At 32.9% G+C, this 16669-nt stretch carries 16 protein-coding genes and 2 pseudogenes; 8 read left to right on the top strand and 10 right to left on the bottom strand.

Annotation, left to right across the window (positions count from 1 at the left end; all coding sequences use genetic code 11):
* Positions 1 to 619 precede the first annotated feature (619 nt).
* The 5 genes from AC4NPH_RS27765 to AC4NPH_RS27745 form a co-directional block, all read right to left on the bottom strand.
* Positions 620 to 1066, bottom strand: coding sequence for an RDD family protein (locus AC4NPH_RS27765; protein ID WP_053488461.1), 447 nt, complete (start codon positions 1064 to 1066; stop codon positions 620 to 622).
* Between the two features lie 185 nt (positions 1067 to 1251).
* Complete coding sequence (locus tag AC4NPH_RS27760) at positions 1252 to 1599, bottom strand: hypothetical protein (RefSeq protein WP_053488462.1); 348 nt, start codon at positions 1597 to 1599, stop codon at positions 1252 to 1254.
* Positions 1600 to 1872: 273 nt separating this feature from the next.
* Positions 1873 to 2292 (bottom strand): hypothetical protein, encoded by a 420-nt coding sequence (locus tag AC4NPH_RS27755; RefSeq protein WP_029321037.1) that lies wholly within the window; start codon positions 2290 to 2292, stop codon positions 1873 to 1875.
* Between the two features lie 71 nt (positions 2293 to 2363).
* Positions 2364 to 2807, bottom strand: a complete 444-nt coding sequence (locus tag AC4NPH_RS27750; protein WP_491939306.1) for an SMI1/KNR4 family protein — start codon at positions 2805 to 2807, stop codon at positions 2364 to 2366.
* Positions 2808 to 2886: 79 nt separating this feature from the next.
* The gene (locus tag AC4NPH_RS27745; RefSeq protein WP_491939305.1) at positions 2887 to 3669 is read right to left on the bottom strand and encodes a ParB N-terminal domain-containing protein; all 783 of its coding nucleotides are present in this window, start codon (positions 3667 to 3669) and stop codon (positions 2887 to 2889) included.
* A gap of 173 nt (positions 3670 to 3842) precedes the next feature.
* On the opposite strand from AC4NPH_RS27745, the pseudogene AC4NPH_RS27740 reads away from it, so the two are divergent.
* Positions 3843 to 3927: pseudogene (locus AC4NPH_RS27740) on the top strand.
* 26 nt (positions 3928 to 3953) lie between these two features.
* Here the strand turns inward: AC4NPH_RS27740 and AC4NPH_RS27735 are convergent.
* The 3 genes from AC4NPH_RS27735 to AC4NPH_RS27725 form a co-directional block, all read right to left on the bottom strand.
* Positions 3954 to 5255: a replication protein gene (locus AC4NPH_RS27735; protein WP_097812058.1), complete on the bottom strand. Its 1302-nt coding sequence runs from the start codon at positions 5253 to 5255 to the stop codon at positions 3954 to 3956.
* A gap of 482 nt (positions 5256 to 5737) precedes the next feature.
* Positions 5738 to 6313, bottom strand: a complete 576-nt coding sequence (locus AC4NPH_RS27730) for a MerR family transcriptional regulator (protein ID WP_029321043.1) — start codon at positions 6311 to 6313, stop codon at positions 5738 to 5740.
* Positions 6314 to 7388: 1075 nt separating this feature from the next.
* Entirely contained in the window at positions 7389 to 7517 is a 129-nt protein-coding gene (locus AC4NPH_RS27725; protein ID WP_255260822.1) for a hypothetical protein, read from the bottom strand.
* Between the two features lie 974 nt (positions 7518 to 8491).
* Between AC4NPH_RS27725 and AC4NPH_RS27720 the strand changes: the two are divergent.
* The 4 genes and pseudogenes from AC4NPH_RS27720 to AC4NPH_RS27705 all read left to right on the top strand — a co-directional run.
* Positions 8492 to 8870, top strand: a pseudogene (locus tag AC4NPH_RS27720) (L,D-transpeptidase); the annotation flags it as partial.
* A gap of 146 nt (positions 8871 to 9016) precedes the next feature.
* Positions 9017 to 9229: a hypothetical protein gene (locus AC4NPH_RS27715; protein ID WP_029325149.1), complete on the top strand. Its 213-nt coding sequence runs from the start codon at positions 9017 to 9019 to the stop codon at positions 9227 to 9229.
* 20 nt (positions 9230 to 9249) lie between these two features.
* On the top strand, positions 9250 to 9528 hold the full coding sequence (locus AC4NPH_RS27710; RefSeq protein WP_035439463.1) for a hypothetical protein: 279 nt from the start codon (positions 9250 to 9252) through the stop codon (positions 9526 to 9528).
* 166 nt (positions 9529 to 9694) lie between these two features.
* On the top strand, positions 9695 to 9976 hold the full coding sequence (locus tag AC4NPH_RS27705) for an AbrB/MazE/SpoVT family DNA-binding domain-containing protein (RefSeq protein WP_097812059.1): 282 nt from the start codon (positions 9695 to 9697) through the stop codon (positions 9974 to 9976).
* A 147-nt stretch (positions 9977 to 10123) separates the two neighbouring features.
* On the opposite strand, the gene AC4NPH_RS27700 is transcribed toward AC4NPH_RS27705, so the two are convergent.
* Positions 10124 to 10396, bottom strand: a complete 273-nt coding sequence (locus AC4NPH_RS27700; RefSeq protein WP_098197785.1) for an HU family DNA-binding protein — start codon at positions 10394 to 10396, stop codon at positions 10124 to 10126.
* A gap of 178 nt (positions 10397 to 10574) precedes the next feature.
* Complete coding sequence (locus AC4NPH_RS27695; protein WP_098197784.1) at positions 10575 to 10787, bottom strand: alpha/beta-type small acid-soluble spore protein; 213 nt, start codon at positions 10785 to 10787, stop codon at positions 10575 to 10577.
* Positions 10788 to 11379: 592 nt separating this feature from the next.
* Between AC4NPH_RS27695 and AC4NPH_RS27690 the strand changes: the two genes are divergently transcribed.
* The 3 genes from AC4NPH_RS27690 (at position 11380) to AC4NPH_RS27680 (ending at position 16661) form a co-directional block, all read left to right on the top strand.
* Positions 11380 to 11775 carry a hypothetical protein gene (locus AC4NPH_RS27690; protein WP_423227724.1) on the top strand — a complete coding sequence of 132 codons (396 nt, stop codon included), beginning with the start codon at positions 11380 to 11382 and terminating at the stop codon, positions 11773 to 11775.
* A gap of 826 nt (positions 11776 to 12601) precedes the next feature.
* A complete protein-coding gene (locus AC4NPH_RS27685) occupies positions 12602 to 14557 on the top strand; it encodes a BglG family transcription antiterminator (protein WP_098598867.1) in 1956 nt (651 codons plus the stop codon).
* A 148-nt stretch (positions 14558 to 14705) separates the two neighbouring features.
* Positions 14706 to 16661 carry a PTS fructose transporter subunit IIABC gene (locus tag AC4NPH_RS27680; RefSeq protein ID WP_098315417.1) on the top strand — a complete coding sequence of 652 codons (1956 nt, stop codon included), beginning with the start codon at positions 14706 to 14708 and terminating at the stop codon, positions 16659 to 16661.
* Positions 16662 to 16669 lie beyond the last annotated feature (8 nt).

Genomic DNA, 16669 nt, shown 5'->3' with positions numbered 1-16669 from the left:
TCGATATTTTGGTCATAAACATATAGCATGAATACAGTTAAGACCGCCTTATAAACTGATACGTAATGGGCGGTCTTTGTTGTAAATATGATTAAAAACTCCTGGGAAGTGGAAAAACAAGTATAAAGATTCATATAAAATATATCTTTTATATCTTATAATATGGATGACACAGGAGGTATGTAGATGGAAAATAGTCCTCGTTTCGCAGAATTAGTCTCTGATTTTGAAAAACGGTTAGGTGGACATTTAAATGCCAAAGAAAAAGAACTACTTGTATGGATATAAAACAGAAAGTAATAAGTATGTTCAATAATCGACATTTATCCTCTTCACCTTTTTAGAAATTTTCTTATATGTAGCGTAGAATTACCTATACACGATAGGTGACAAACAGAAAAAATCCTACACACTGAGGTGTAGGATTTTTAAATCGTCCCGAATATTAGATTAGAAACAGAGGGTATTCGGTATTGCAAACGAAATGAAAGTTTAACTTTCCATATTATTCTATCAAAAGTATCTTTACTATTGAATATGGCAACATTCTCAATTTGCTACCTGTATCTGGAACAATAAAAGGTAATAAGTTACAATTCACCCTATTGTAGATTAAGTATTAATCGACAAATGCTTGTTTATCCTCTATTTCACCTGGTTTTGAATATGTAACATACGTGCCTGCCATCATGTCATGAAGACTTCTTTTATCTTTACGGAAAACCACCATGAATACACTCACAATTAGCGCAATACCTAATGTAAGACCGTAAACAATGCCGGCTACAAGAACTCGTAATAGCATTGCTCCAATTCCAAGTTTCTTTCCATTGACTTTGACAATTCTAACTCCAACAATTCGTTTCCCTATAGTATATCCATACCATAATATAGGTACAGCAACCGCATAGATGAAACCTATGAGTGATGTAATGGGATCTTCACCATCAAAGTCTCCTGTAATAAGAAAGCCAATAAGCCCCAAAGGAATACTTACAATAATGCCATCTAACAGATTTCCTAATAGGCGTATCCAAAATCCTGCTGGTTTTGTTACTTGATCCACTTTATATTTCTTCCCTTCTTGTAAATTAACACTTTATCTATCTAAATAGCTCCTCAAATGATGATAACATGATTGAAGAGGAAGGTAAAAAATATAAAATATTTTAAATTTATCCACTAATAATAAAATACATGTCTCTAGTATTGATATTACTAAAGAGATATTCATAGAAAAGAGATAAAAGATTAATTAGGTTTTTTTAATTGTAAATTTCCCTTATTAAAGATAATAACAGCATTATAAGCTTCATATAAGGCATACAAAGGGTAACAAAAAGCCATAAATACAATCATAGTTGGTACCTTTTCAACAACACGAAAATGGCCGGACATGAAACTTTTAACCGCAATTCCTAGGTAAACCAATAAAGGAATGATAATAACAGCTAATAACAATAACCACGGGGTCATTTTGGTTTCCTTCAGTTTTTCTCGACAATGTGGGCATTTCATTGTAAAAGGACTTGAAAAATCTTCGAAATGCTCAACCGTAATAGGTTTTTGACACCCTGGACAAGGTGTTGATTTTTTCATATAAGCTTCTCCTTTTTGAAATGTAAAAGAGTAGAAATAATAGGGTTATTGAATATATAACATTGCTCTTTTAAAAAAAGCTTTAAATAAGTTTAGAGCTCTCTACTTTGATAGGCTCTACACGTTTCATATAGGTAGCTGCCATCAAATCGTGTAAACTTCGCTTATCCTGGCGGAAAACCACCATAAAAAAGCTAATGATAGCAACTATTCCTCTTGTAAGACCATACATAAGACATGGAATGAAGACATGTAAAACCATAGATCCAAAGCCTACATCTCGTTAAGGTTATAGTTAAATCGCTTATATACCTTGTTTTTATGTTGGTGATTCGTTTTCATAATATTGATGATGACATGTTGCTCACTTTTCCAATGTACATCAACGTCATGAATCATAAAAGGTTGAACTCCTTGAAGCTCTTTATATTGATTAAGAGTGCTTCCAGGTTGTCCGTAGTACATTCTAAGAGAATCAGCCTTTTGTTTTTGCTCATAATCAAAGTAATCAGTGGTTTGTTTATACATCTTTTTTACTTCAACAATGTTTTGTTGATTAGGAGATGTGCTGGTTGTAAGTGAGACGCTACGTATCATGTTTGGTTGCTGTTGGCTTTTATCCAAGAAATGGTTCATCACAAATACAAGAAAAATTACTCCAAAGGATAACATGATCCAAAGCCAATTTTTCATGTCGACACTTCCTCTTTTATGATTGAAAATCAAAATGAGTAGATGATCTCATTACAAAATAGCATTTTCTGCTATTTCGTATTCTTAGATAATAACATACTCAAAAACTCTTGGAAGGTCTCAGCAATCTTTGATGTAACTGGATCACACTCATATGATTCTTCGTAATCTAGAAAATCAACAGACGGATTGTTTTTATCATAGTGAAAGTTCAAACATAAATAATCTCCCCATGCTAGCTTCGCAATTGGAATTAATTCAGATCCAATGAGATCTTCATCATAAAAATTCCGGCCTTGTTCTCCTAAAGAAGTGTCGCAGCAACCAATGTCATACACACCATAAGGATGCTCACTGAAGTTTTTAATAATGCCTAAAAAACGTTCAATTTGACATCTCTTATTGATGATTGTTAATGGTGTAGAATCTATTACTGTACATGCGTTATAGTGTTTCAAGAATTCTTTATAGGCATTGGGCAATTGGATGCGAAAAGAAGCCTCTATTTCTGCAATGTCTTGATCCTATGGTAATGGATAAATGATGCTTTCCTTCACAAATCTCCTTGCAATAGGTCATCTTCAAGGAAATACATTACGACTTTTGATATTCATACATAACTGGAACTTTATCCATTTTAACGGTTTTAGCTACAACATAACGACGGTAACCGTCTTTTAAGACATTCGATCCTTTTTCAATCGTCAATGGCTCATCTAAGCGTCCTGTACGTTTCACAAAATCAATGACCTTTTGTGTTTTTTCAGCGTTTGGACGTGTCTTTAAGAATGCTTCAGGTACGATAATGTCATCAAAGTTCAACAGATCCTGTGTTCCTTTAGGTTGGTTCGGTAGTGTTTTCTTTTTAGGCCCAGCCTTTTTTTCTTCTGTAGGCTCTTGCTTTACTTCCGGCTGAACAGCTTTTGTTTCTTTCTTTTCTTCTTTTGGTGCAGGTTGAGAAGTAGTTACCGGTTTTTCTTCCTGTTTAGTAGCAGCAACTTCTTGTTGCGCTGCAAAAGCCTCTTGTTTGGCCTCTTTTTTATCGTTTGATTCATTGCCTTCTTTGTCTTTCTTATTCGGGAGAACGGTAATCTGGAAGCAGATTACGCCTACTTCACCAGGGCATTCATCAATCGGAATGTCTAATGTTGGTTCTCCTTGAATTAAGATTTTTTCATGCATAATACTTTTTTTCGTGAGACCTGTTTTGTTAAAAGCCTTCTTTGCAACAAATACCGTATACGAAATAAACGTACTCTTCTTCAACCCTTTAGGCGCAGATGGTGACCCTTTTTCACGCATATCAAAGGCAACATAGCGATCGTATTCTCGTAATGGTCCTGTGGCTGATCCGGTTAACGTAATTTTATGTGGCATAATGTTCTCCTCCTGCGTAGATATAGATTTATTTATTACTTAGAACAGTGTTCTAAGTAAACATGTCATAATAATAATTCAGCTTATAAGGGGTTTCTTTACTCTTTGCATTTACTCTTTGCATTTACTCTTATCGTACATATAAACAGAGACTATGCGCATACTTTGAGTATGGACTTGTAGCTCAATGGCAGAGCAGCCAGTCGTATTACACTATACAACTTTGGCGTCTTGCGGGTTCAAATCCTGCCAAGTCCTCGCTATACTTTAACTATTTTTAAACATTAAGAAGCTGGTTCCTTTAATTTAGCATGTTGATGCAATAATTTTTTCTCCTCAGGTGTTAATGCTTGTCCTAAATCTTGTTTCAGTTCCACCATTTCTAATGAACTGTACGTAGAGCAGTGTTCCTGCAGCAAGCATTCCTCTTCTGGTGTAAGCTCTTGTTTTAAGTCTTGCTTTAACTGAATCATTTCAAGCTGTTGTTCTAAAGATATTTCTACTTTTTTTGTACCCTTCTCTTGATCCTGCTCAGCCTTTAACCAATCCGGTAAGATTTCTTTACGGATAATATGTTTTGGTATAAACAATTTTGTTGATGACTCTTCTTTATGTATAACTTCCTCATGAGTTGGATATACTGATGAATAATCCTCGTTTTTATGATTAACCAACTGATAGAATTGGTTTTTAGCAATCTTATAGAGTAATTGGCACATATTATCTAGGGACAAAGGCTTTCCTTTATGATTAGCTTCATGTACATATTTGTCTAATCCAATAATAGATGTATACGCAATTTCATGTACTTGCCCTTTGGTAATATCAATCTCTGTATCTCGTTTGACCGTTTTTGCAGCATTTTGAATGCGAGCATAAAAGTCTTTTAATTGATGACCATACTTACCTGCGTAGACTTGATTGACTTTCTTAGGAACACCTTTGATATAAGTAAATGACTGTGAAGCAGACATTAAATGATTATTTATATGATTTATAGGTAAATCAGGGTTAATAAAGGCATCAGGTGATTTATCGGCCTTTAAGCTTGTTGTATCAACGTTTTCAGCAATTTTAGGATACATCACAGGAAGCGTCACAGGAGTTGTCATTTCTTCTTGTTGGACCGTTTGTATACCTGTTGTATCATGGGCAAAAAAGATTTCTTCGCAAATGTGATTAAAGTTCTTATGGCTTTTAAGAATAAATACATAGCTATCAGGATGAGTACCGGTTGCATCCTCTTTAATGTATCGTGCTACAAGCACAAACGGTGTCGCTTTTAACGAACGTACAAAACGAGAAACCGTACTTTTAGAAACTTTAAATTTCTTCATGAGCGTTTCAGAACGAATGGCTTGGATACCTGTAGCCACTAGGTTATAGATGACATGGTCGAGCATTTCCATTCTTTTTTTAGGAAATTCTTTATGTATGGCTGATTGGTTCTGTTTATAATGAGTACGAATAATTTTTAAAAACTCTTCTTTCTTTTTCCGAAGTGTGGATTTGTTCTTCCATAACCACTTAAACCGTCCGTTGAAGGTGTCTACATCTTTTAAATAGCAGGTCAATATTTTTGTCATTTGTTCATTATCTCCTTTAAGGAACAAAAAAAGACACTGTTTCCCTGGAAAAAGGAAAACAATGTCGTGATTTTGATGAACTAAGCCCTTGAAATAGATAGCTATTTCATATAAAATAAAACCATAAGTTTTATTTTGTAGAAAAACTAATTCTATTAACAAGAGACTTCGACAAGTGTTTTCCCTACTGTTACTAGGGGGAACGGTTTAAGAGTGCTACCAACACGTCTTAAACAGTTGAAGTCTTTTTTCTATTCCGGTCATTTTTGTTAGTTTTATTATAGCGTTAATTAATCTCATAATTCAATAAGAATTAGTAATATATCTCAAAAGATTTAGTTTTACATCTTTTATGAGGTGAAAATCCTATCTATATTTAAATGAATTTATTGTTGAAGGTATTAAGAAAACTCTCTCTGACAACTGCTACAAAAACAATAAAACAGCTTCTAATTACTGGTCAGTAATTAGAAGCTGTTTTATTATTTTGTGAACATTCTTTTCCATATGCTTTTTCCTTGTTCTTTTTGAATTTCGGTCATAGCTGAATGGATAGAATCTAATTTTTTAAGTAATTGATCATTCACTTCTTTTAAACGCTGATTGTCTTGTTCAAGTTTATTCATCTGTTCTTTTATCTCTATAACATCTTTTTTTTCTGCCAAATTTTCAGATGGAAGCGTTAGTTGTTCTTTCTTTTCCATTTTTTTATCCATTTCTTCTATTTTTTTAGCAAGTAATAAAAATGCTTCTTTAAAGGAGTTTTCGTTTGTATCTTCTTCCTCTAAATCCTTGTTAATAATTTTTGTTTGTTCTTCGCTCATTAAATTTGCTTTAATTAATTCTTCACGAATCATTTCATTTGGTGCATGTTTTCCGAATTTCTCTTTTAGTTCAATAATCTTCTCAATTTTTTTATCTTCATCAGTAAATATGTATCTTATTCTTCCAATTCTTTTATGTCGTACTAACCCTACTTCGCACCAGTCCCGTAATTGATGATTTTCTATATTAAATTTTCTAGCAACTTCTGAAATAACCATTGTTTCTTCGCTCATAATTGTACCTCCTTCACAAACGAATTAATCTAACTGAGTTAGTATCCTCTTATATGGAATATTTTTAATAACTTAATTAAGTCTAACTTAATTGGTCCTAACTAATTAAATGCTACTTATTTTGAAGCTTGTCTTTATTATTCTAGCAGATTTTACACTTAACTGAATTAGATTTATTATATTTTACGTTATGTAGTTCAATTAAATTTGAACTGAATCCTTTAAAAAACTATAAATGAATTTATAGTTTTTTAAAATATTACAATAAGTTTAATTAAAATGCAATTAAGTTCAACTAAGTGCAACTTAATTGCATTTTAATTAAACGGCTCTTTAGTGCCCTTTTAATTTAGTTTGACTTATTTTATTATAAGTTCAACTAAATTAGAGTTGTTTGCAACGAGATGATTTTAAGTTAACCTTAAGTTTAACTATTGGATTTAAATCAATAATTTAGAAGCAAAAAAGTTATGTGTTAAGTTATTTTTCTCATTTGATCCTCAATAGATTGAGGAGTTTAATAGCTGAGACTACTGTCGATTCTGTTTAGATAATACACTTCTTCTGTAATATGGTGTGAAAAATATCTATGGAGGCATCATCATAAAAGCAGTCTTTTTGGCTGAAAAGATGCTTTATCTCGTATTTGTGTACATGCTGAGTAAACTCACCACTTATGTATTGTGAACCGAAATCGTTACGAAGAGGTAATCCCTTTCAGGGCTTTTGGGCAGTGTAAGCTTTTTGAAGTGCTTCAATGATCAACTCTGATGTGATTAAACGAGAAAAAAATAGCACACAATTTCTTTAGTGTGAATTTAATGAAGATGTTAAACAGCACCAACCGCCTCATATCATAGGGACATACTTAATTTCAGGCAACCATTGTTTAGAGAGGTTTGATAAATTTTTGAAACGCTAGAATGTATTTTACTTTTTCGTGAATATGACCATAGTCTTTTTTTTGAATATCTAGCTCTTGTTTTAGCCAGAGGTTTTCTAATGAATCTTAGCTAATTCTCTAGGTATTAGAGAGCATTCCTCTGTATTAAAATATGTTAATACATTCACGCAATTATAAATTGTTACTTCTGATCACCATATTCGCTGCTTGATTCTTTAACCAAGTTTCCAACATGATATAAATACATAATCGTTTTCTTAAAGTCATCATTTTATTTTCTGCCTGTCCACTTATGTTCATTTCCCACACCTCCTCTCAAAGATTATTAAAGGGACTCAATTAAATCGTGTCCACGAAATTATAATAAATCCAGTATAGGGCTTTATCCTCTCTATACTCAGGGAATGATCTTTTCTTAAGGAGAGATTTCCCTAATTTTGTCCAATAGTGATAACTAATCCAGACTCAATTGAATCTGGATTAGTTATTTTATTTGAATGAACATTACTTTAGTAGAGTCAGCTTTTATTGGTGCATTTAGTCTGTATATACCTAATTAGAATTAGTTTAAGTTAATTAATTACTAATTGAATGTAAAAGAATATAGACTCGGTAGCTTTTAATCAGACAAGTTAATATGCTGTATTTTAATTAAATTAAACTTCTTTTTTATTGAGTTAATTTTAATTTATTTTAGTCTAAATTAGTGATAATTAACTTGGGTTTTAAAAGAATTAGAGTTAGATTCGTGCAGCAGAAAAAAGAAAATCTAATTGTTTAATTGTATATTAGGATGATCATAAAATTTTAAAAAGTTATTTAGTGAATTAATGAAATGTTTTCAATTTGAAAAGTACATGCCTTTAATTTGTATCAAAAGAATAGAGAAACAGAAACAGGGATATAAAAGATTCACTTTGAGGGTCAAAGCATTCAGCTTCATGAATATAAGCAGAAAACTTTACGTGAAAAGATGAAAAAAATGAATGAAAAGCAACAAGATTTAGCCATGAAGTGAAAAAACACATGTTAACAGTAGGTCAACATGTGTTTTTTTGAGGTTCACAGTAGGTTCACATGGCAGGGTTTAGGTCAACAGTAGGTTAACATTCAACAGGTTTTCTTGTACCCACGGTTTCGCTAGGCTCTGCCTAGCCCCACACCTATGGTGGGGGCAAAAACCCCTTATGCTCTTCTCTCTTTTTAGGGGAAAGAGCATTACTACAAAAGAGAGGTCGGATAAAATGGAAATTAAAATTCGATATGTTGATCCAGTAGTAACGGGAAAAACATGGGATAAAACACCCGTTGGCTTTTTTAAAGTAGTGAACAAGATTAAAAATCGTCCTTATTATATAGGACATATTCCTGACGGCGATTTTCGCAATCCGTTAGGAAAACGTTGGTTAGGGTTAAATGCGAACGGTACGTATGGTGGATACATACGGCATTCACGGCAATAACAATGAAAGCAGCATTGGAAAATACGTGAGCCGAGGTTGCGTGAGAATGCACAATGCAGATATTGAAAAGCTTTATGATAAAATTCAAGTTGGTACACCAGTTGCGATTAAGTATTCTTATAAAAGCTTTGTGGATCTTACGAACGTATACGGATATAAATTCAAAGGCTACAAGATAAAAAATAATTAATATCTGAGCAACATTCTCATGCGCAAATAGCATGGGAATGTTGCTTTTTATGCGAATAAAAGAATCACTCTGCTCGTTTTCTTTTACACCGGTGCATTTAACCCCTTATTATGGAAGTAGAATAAAAATAAGGAGGATCTACCAAGATGAGAGCAAAAACTGAGAAGGCAAACCGGGTGGTCATGTTTAAATCGATTGGTGAGGTTTATGCACATGAAGTTACGGAGGATATCAAGGTTGGTTTTTTTGCTTGTCCTTCTTGCGGAGTGAAAGTGTATTATCAACAAAATCATTTCTTTTCTCGTGACCATGAACGGAGTTGTGAGTACGTCCAAGAACAAATTAGAAGAAAAGCTTAAAGGGAAAGGGATGACATGTTGTGAAGAATCATGTGTATGAAAATGGGCGACTGATCCAAACCAATAAGAAATTTTCTGCATTAAAACAAAAGCAAAAAGAATGGATTACGAATGAATTAAGGCAACGTTATATAAGTGCTATTTATTACCCTTATACTAAATTACGTCCTAAGAAACGAGACCAAATCTTAGATGAGGTATATGACCTTATTCAGAAAAAAGAAATTTGGGTACCTTATGATGAAGTAGAAAAATACTACTTTAGCAAAATCCCTTCATTTATTCGTAAGAATAAATGAAGGAAGAAATGATAACAGGTAGGTCACAAGATGAACAGGGGTTATAACCAGTAGTCTTAGGGTTACATAAATACGATGGAGACTGTTTGTTTTCACGCAAACTGCTAGGATGTAGGAATATTTGGATAATGAAGCATAACTAGTCAAGATAGAGGAGACGAATAGTATGAAATCAACAGGTATTGTACGAAAAGTAGATGAATTAGGACGTATCGTTATTCCAGTGGAGCTTAGAAAGGTGCTGTCTATTAAAGAAAAAGATCCTATAGAAATTTTTGTTGATGGAGACCACATTATTTTGAAGAATTACATCCCCCATAATGAATGCATTATTACAGGTGAAGTAAGTCCACATAATTGTGAATACGCAAAAGGAGTTGTGGTAAGCCCAAGAGGTGCAGAAATTCTCAAGCATGAGATAGAATGTAGATTTGGTAGTAAGGCTTAATTTACATAGAAATTCATACGTTTTTATTTGATTCCTAGATGTGTTGCTTATGTAAACAAGGTAAGAACCTATAGATTTAATATGAGTAAGGTAAACATCATGTAAAACCTCCAGAATGGATTTCTGGAGATTTTATATAAGTGCTCTTTATTTAACAGCTTCTTTAAATTCTTTTCCTGCTTTAAAACCTGGGACCTTTGTTGCTGGAATCGTCATTTCTTCCCCTGTTTGAGGATTACGTCCTGTACGATCTGAACGTTCACGCACTTCGAATGTTCCCAATCCTACCAGTTGAACTTTTTCGCCTTTTGCAAGGGTTGTAGAAATCGTTTCAAATAACGAGTCTACAGCTTTTTTTGCATCTTGTTTTGTTAACTCTGACTTTGAAGCAACTGCCTCAATGAATTCAGCTTTTTTCATATGTAACTACCTCATCTCTTTTTATAGGGTATGTAGATTAAGAATATATCATATGTGTTGAGAAAAGTTCAAACGTATGTTCTTTTTAGGTGGAAGTAGAGGGAAATACATAACAATAAAAAAGAAGAAATGGAAACCCATTTCTTCTTTACATATACGGTTAGCTAGAATGATTACATTATCGGATGTTACTGCTACCAAGTTGTTGTTCTGCCATTTGCACAAGGCGTTTTGTAATCTCTCCACCTACTGATCCGTTTGCACGTGCAGTTGTATCAGGGCCAAGGTTTACACCAAATTCACTAGCAATTTCATATTTCATTTGATCGATTGCTTGTTGAGCACCATATACTAACAATTCATTTGTGTTGCTATTTTTATTGTTTGCCATTGTATTCAACTCCTTATAGTTTATAACATTAAAATGTGTAGAAGAAAGATCGTTTATTCATAAGATGGAAAATTTTTTAAAAAAGTTGTTTTAGAATATATATATATGTGGTAAACAGATAGTACAGAGCCAATATAAGAATTTTAGAGGCTGCTGTAAAAGGTTAAATACTTAACTTGATGAAGGGACTGGTTTGGTTTTGAAAGACGTAACAGCGACTTCAGCAAATGTATTACCCAAATTGACAAGTAGGTATTTTGATTTAACGAACGGCACTCTCGTTATGAATCGATATACGTAACGAAAGAGCCTCACAAGGGCAAATGAACATGAGAATTATTTTGTTGTAAGAGAGAGCAGCCTGCATCATTTTTTGATGCAGGCTCTTTTTATGTTGAAGCTATAAAGTAAGGTACATAAGGTATTGAATCTGGATATTGTTTGTAGATAAACGTTCTACTTAATTTAAATAATTGTTGATAGATGTAAGGTTTTGTAGATAACTAAGTTGCTCCCACATATTGAATATTTATCCTATATCAAGTACAATAAGTTGAATATAAGTTCAACTTAAAAAATAAGGTGTTTAGAAATGAAAATTTCACGTTTTAATAAAGATTGCGGGAACTCTGTTGATATGAACATTATGGATGGATATCTATTCGATTTTCCAACGAATGTAGTTGAACTTCAAAAAGAAGCTGCAGATTCTTTTTTTACAGATGCTGTTACGGCTCCAGAAGAATTTAAGAAGCGCATTTTACTTTCTACAACCATTGAGGGTGAAGAGAAAGAGCGTTATTTCTTAGTAGGTGACATTGCAGCAAGTCAATTGCTTGCTAACAATCACATTAATAAATTACATAATAAAATTACAAGTCATATTCCATATATCACCCTTTGGAGGGACTGGGGAGATACTTATGAGGAGAAGAGGAGCCTCTATCAAATCGATTATCCTATGATAAGGAATTATAATCATACATAAGAGTTACATATACCAGAGAAAACAACCGTCTAAAGACAGTCGTTTTTCCTGATTTTTAGGGAATATATCTAATACAAAATTAGTTAACATAAAACATGTTCTAGGAAACAAAAAAGGTCTATATTACTTTTACTAAAAGCATAGACATTTAAAAATATCTATAATAATATAATGAACATGCAAAATGAAAGCGTTTTTAAACACTAATTAAAGATATACGAAAAAGATTTTATTAGCTTCAACTAGCAGGTGAATCTACATTGGAGAAGATTGGAGAAAGAATAATAATTAAATTTTTTCAGCAGGAGTAAAGACTTTTCTTTTCATAACAGAAGTTACCTTTTCCCTATTAGAGCAAATAATTTAATTAAGTATAGATTAGTATTAGATTATATGAATGTGTTCCATATTTATATCGACTATATAATTCTGTAATTTTATGTTTAATTAGTACAGTAATTGAAGCTGAAAATAAAGAAGGAAAATGGGTAGGTACGATTATTGAAAGGGAAGGAGAAGAAATTGAGAAACAACTTGGGAAAACTCTATCTATGATAACAACAAAAGAGATAATATGATTTTTAAAACATTAGGCTTAAAAAAATGGGAGAAATGAGATTCCTAGGAGGATAGATTTTATTGGGGTTTTTTCTGTTTATTAGTATGGGTAATTTTGTGATACGCTATCAATCTTTATTATAAGCGAAATTTCATAAAATACATCGTCTCAAGCAACTTTTAGAGGAGAGATTAAAGTGCTCTTTAATAAAGAATTAAACCTAGTAATATATGGAGTTAAAAAGAATAGAAGAAACAGGTGGAACTGATGAACACAAGGCAAAAAGAAATTTTATATCTGTTGTTATCTGAACCTGATAAGTATTCATTAGTACAAGATTTTGCGGATAGAGTAAATTGCTCTGAAAAAACGATTCGTAATGATTTGAAAATAATTGAAGATTATCTTGATGATTATTCAGATGCTCATCTAACTCGAAAACCGGGATTAGGTGTTTACTTAGATATAGAGGAACATGAAAAAGTGCGTTTATGTAATGAGCTCCATACAGTAAAGGAGGAGCCGAAGTATCAATCTGATGAAGAAAGAATTCTGCAAATTGCTTATGATTTATTAATGAATGTACAGCCAGTTACAGCAAAAGAATTTGCTGATCAATATTTTTTAAATCGATCTACAATAAAGAAAGACTTAAATAAAATTGAAAAATGGTTAAGGCGCTTTAGTTTAGCACTAGTTTCAAAACAAAGAATAGGTTTAATAATCGAAGGAACTGAAAAAAATAAAAGAAAAGCATTGACTAGAATATTAGATTTGATTAATAATCCTAGCATTACAAATCAATTTATTAAAAAGCAGTTTTTGTATCATGAGGTAGAATTTATAGCAAGTGAATTAAAAGTATTACAAAAGCGTCATTCTTTATATTTCACAGATGATACGCTCGAAAGTCTACTATTACATACACTGATGATGATTCGAAGGACAAAATTAAAGCAATCTATTTCTATTTCTAAAAGAGAAATAACTGTTCTACAGAAGAAAAAAGAATACAAATGGACATATGAATTTCTTAAGAAATTGGAAAAATTTTTCGTTATACATTTCTCAGAAGAAGAAGTAGTGTATTTAACATTGCATATATTAGGTGGCAAGGTTCGTTATCCAAAAAATGATGCATCATGGGATTTAGATATAATTAATGAAGAAAATTCAGTGCTTTTTAAAATTCTATGTCATTTAATTTATCGAGTATCAGAGCTAAATGCGCTAGACTTTAATAAAGATCAAATTTTGAAAAATGGCTTAAAAATACATTTATATACAACTTTAAATCGTATTAATTATGACCTTTCTGTCTCAAACCCAATGCTAAATGACATTAAAAAGATGTATCCCCACATGTTTGATATAGTAATTGATGTTCTAGGAGAAATTAATCAATTATTTGATCTTTTTATTCCAGAAGAAGAAGCAGCATATCTTACATTACATTTTCAAGCATCTATTGAACGTTTGGATAGTAATAGGCAGAAGCAAAAGAATGTAATCATAGTGTGTCATATGGGAATCGGAATGTCACAGTTATTACGGACAAAGATTGAACGGAAATTCCATCAAATTTATGTTATGGACTGTATTTCTAAAGATGATTTAGACGATTATTTAACAAAACATCAGGACGTAGAACTTGTTATTTCTACCACATCCATCTCGGGGCTGAAAATCCCTCACCTTATTGTATCGCCATTATTGGAATATACAGAAGAAAAAAAACTAGAAGATTTCATCAAACAATTTGATGAACCAGTTCGTCAAGAAAAAACAGCGTTTTCTATGCTAGATTATACAACGCCTTTTTTAGTTTCGTTACAAGACGATGTAGAACATCGTTATATGATAATTGAGAAGTTAGCCAAAGTCTTATATGAAAAAGGTTATGTGGAAAAAGAATATGCTGTTCATGCCATTATGAGAGAAAAAATGTCAGCAACAACCATTGGAGCAGGTATTGCTATTCCTCATGCAAACTCTAAATTTATTAAACAGTCAGCAATTGCTATTGCTACATTAAAAGAGCCACTTGATTGGGGAACTGAAAAGGTGACTCTTGTATTTATGTTGGCTGTAAAAAATGAGGAACAGAAAATGACAAAGCAACTATTTCAAGAATTATCTTTTATAAGTGAACAGCCATCCTTTATTCAAAAACTTACTACAGAAACAAATGTAATGAAGTTCTTATCTTATCTACATTATTAAAAGCAAGGCATAGATGCCTTGCTTTTTTTATTTGATAAAGTAAAAGATTAATTTTTCCGGAAGTTACGGTAAAAAACTAAACTTTTGGACTTATGACATTGTTATATATTATTTGTAGGCGCTTACAAAAAACTAAGGAGGACTAATAATGAAACTGTTAGCGATTACATCATGTCCAAATGGAATTGCTCATACTTATATGGCAGCAGAAAATTTACAAAAAGCAGCAGATAGATTAGGGATTCAAATGAAAATTGAGACCCAAGGTGGAATAGGGGTAGAAAATGAACTTACTGAAGAGGATATTCGTGAAGCAGATGGTATTATTATCGCTGCAGATCGAGCAGTAAATAAAGATAGATTTATAGGAAAAAGACTTTTAGTTGTTGGGGTTCAAGATGGAATCCGTAAACCCGAGGAATTAATTCAGAAAGTAAGAAATGGTGATGTGCCTGTCTATCATTCAAAATCAAAAACTGTAGCAGAGAATAACCAGCAAAAGAAGCAAAATCCGATATATCGGCATCTAATGAATGGTGTATCTTTTATGGTCCCATTTATTGTAGTTGGCGGATTATTAATTGCGATAGCAGTCACTCTTGGAGGTGAGAAAACACCCCAGGGTTTAGTTATTCCAGACGCGTCTTTTTGGAAAACAATTGAACAAATTGGTGGTGCTTCATTTACATTCATGGTTCCAATTTTAGCAGGATATATTGCATATAGCATAGCCGATAAGCCTGGACTTGTTCCTGGTATGATTGGCGGATATATTGCAGCTACAGGAAGTTTTTATGGAAGTGAAAGTGGTGCAGGATTCCTTGGGGGAATTATCGCCGGTTTCTTAGCTGGTTATATAGCATTAGGAATCAAGAAAATAAAAATTCCAAAAGCAATTCAACCAATTATGCCAATCATCATTATTCCGGTATTTGCTTCACTCATTGTAGGTCTGGCATTTGTGTTGATTATTGGTGCACCTGTAGCACAAGTTTTTGATTCATTAACAGCTTGGTTAGCAGGTATGAAAGGGTCTAGTTCAATTCTTCTAGCATTGATCTTAGGTGCTATGGTTTCCTTTGACATGGGTGGTCCCGTTAATAAGGTTGCATTCTTATTCGGTTCCGCAATGATCGGTGAAGGAAATTATGAGATTATGGGTCCAATCGCTGCGGCAATCTGTATTCCACCAATCGGAATGGGACTTGCTACGTTCTTAAGAAAGGGAAAATTCCAAGTTTCAGAAAGAGAAATGGGTAAAGCAGCCTTTACAATGGGTCTATTTGGTATTACAGAAGGTGCAATTCCATTTGCGGCACAAGATCCGATCCGTGTTATTCCAAGTGTTATGGCTGGTTCTATGACAGGTTCTGTTATTGCAATGATTGGTCATGTAGGGGATAGAGTAGCGCATGGTGGCCCAATTGTTGCTGTATTAGGAGCAGTAGACAATGTATTTATGTTCTTTGTTGCTGTAATTGGCGGTTCTATGGTAACTGCCATTTTAGTAAATGTATTGAAAAAAGATATTTCAAAATTGGATATATCAGAAGTGGCAGAAATGAAGGAAGTCTCAGCAACAATAGAAGAGCCCCACGTACAACAAGAAACTCAAAAAGAAAGCAAGCAAGTAGAGAATGTAGAAATAAAAAAACTAACGGACATTACAAGCTTAGAACTTATTGAAACTAATTTAACAGGAGAAACACGTGATGACATTATTGATGAAATGATAAAAAAGTTGCTTCATGTAGGAACTCTGCATTCTGAAGCAGAATTTAAGCAAGCAATTATGAATCGTGAGCAAGAAAGTACAACGGGTATTGGCATGAATATTGCTATTCCCCATGGGAAATCGAATTCTGTTAAGAAACCAAGTGTAGTATTTGGAATTAAACAATCAGGTGTGGATTGGAAAAGTCTTGATGGAACAGAAGCAAAATTAATATTTATGATTGCTGTACCCAAGGAAAGTGAAGAGAATGAACACTTGAAAATTCTTCAAATGCTTTCTCGAAAACTTATGGATGACAGGTATAGAGAGCAGTTATTAGCCGTTCAAACAAAAGAAGAAGCATACAAGCTATTAAGCGAAATTGTATAGACTGGAGG

It is taken from the genome of Priestia sp. MDV22-iso46 (assembly GCF_058629175.1).
This window is presented reverse-complemented; position numbering and strand designations above follow the sequence as displayed.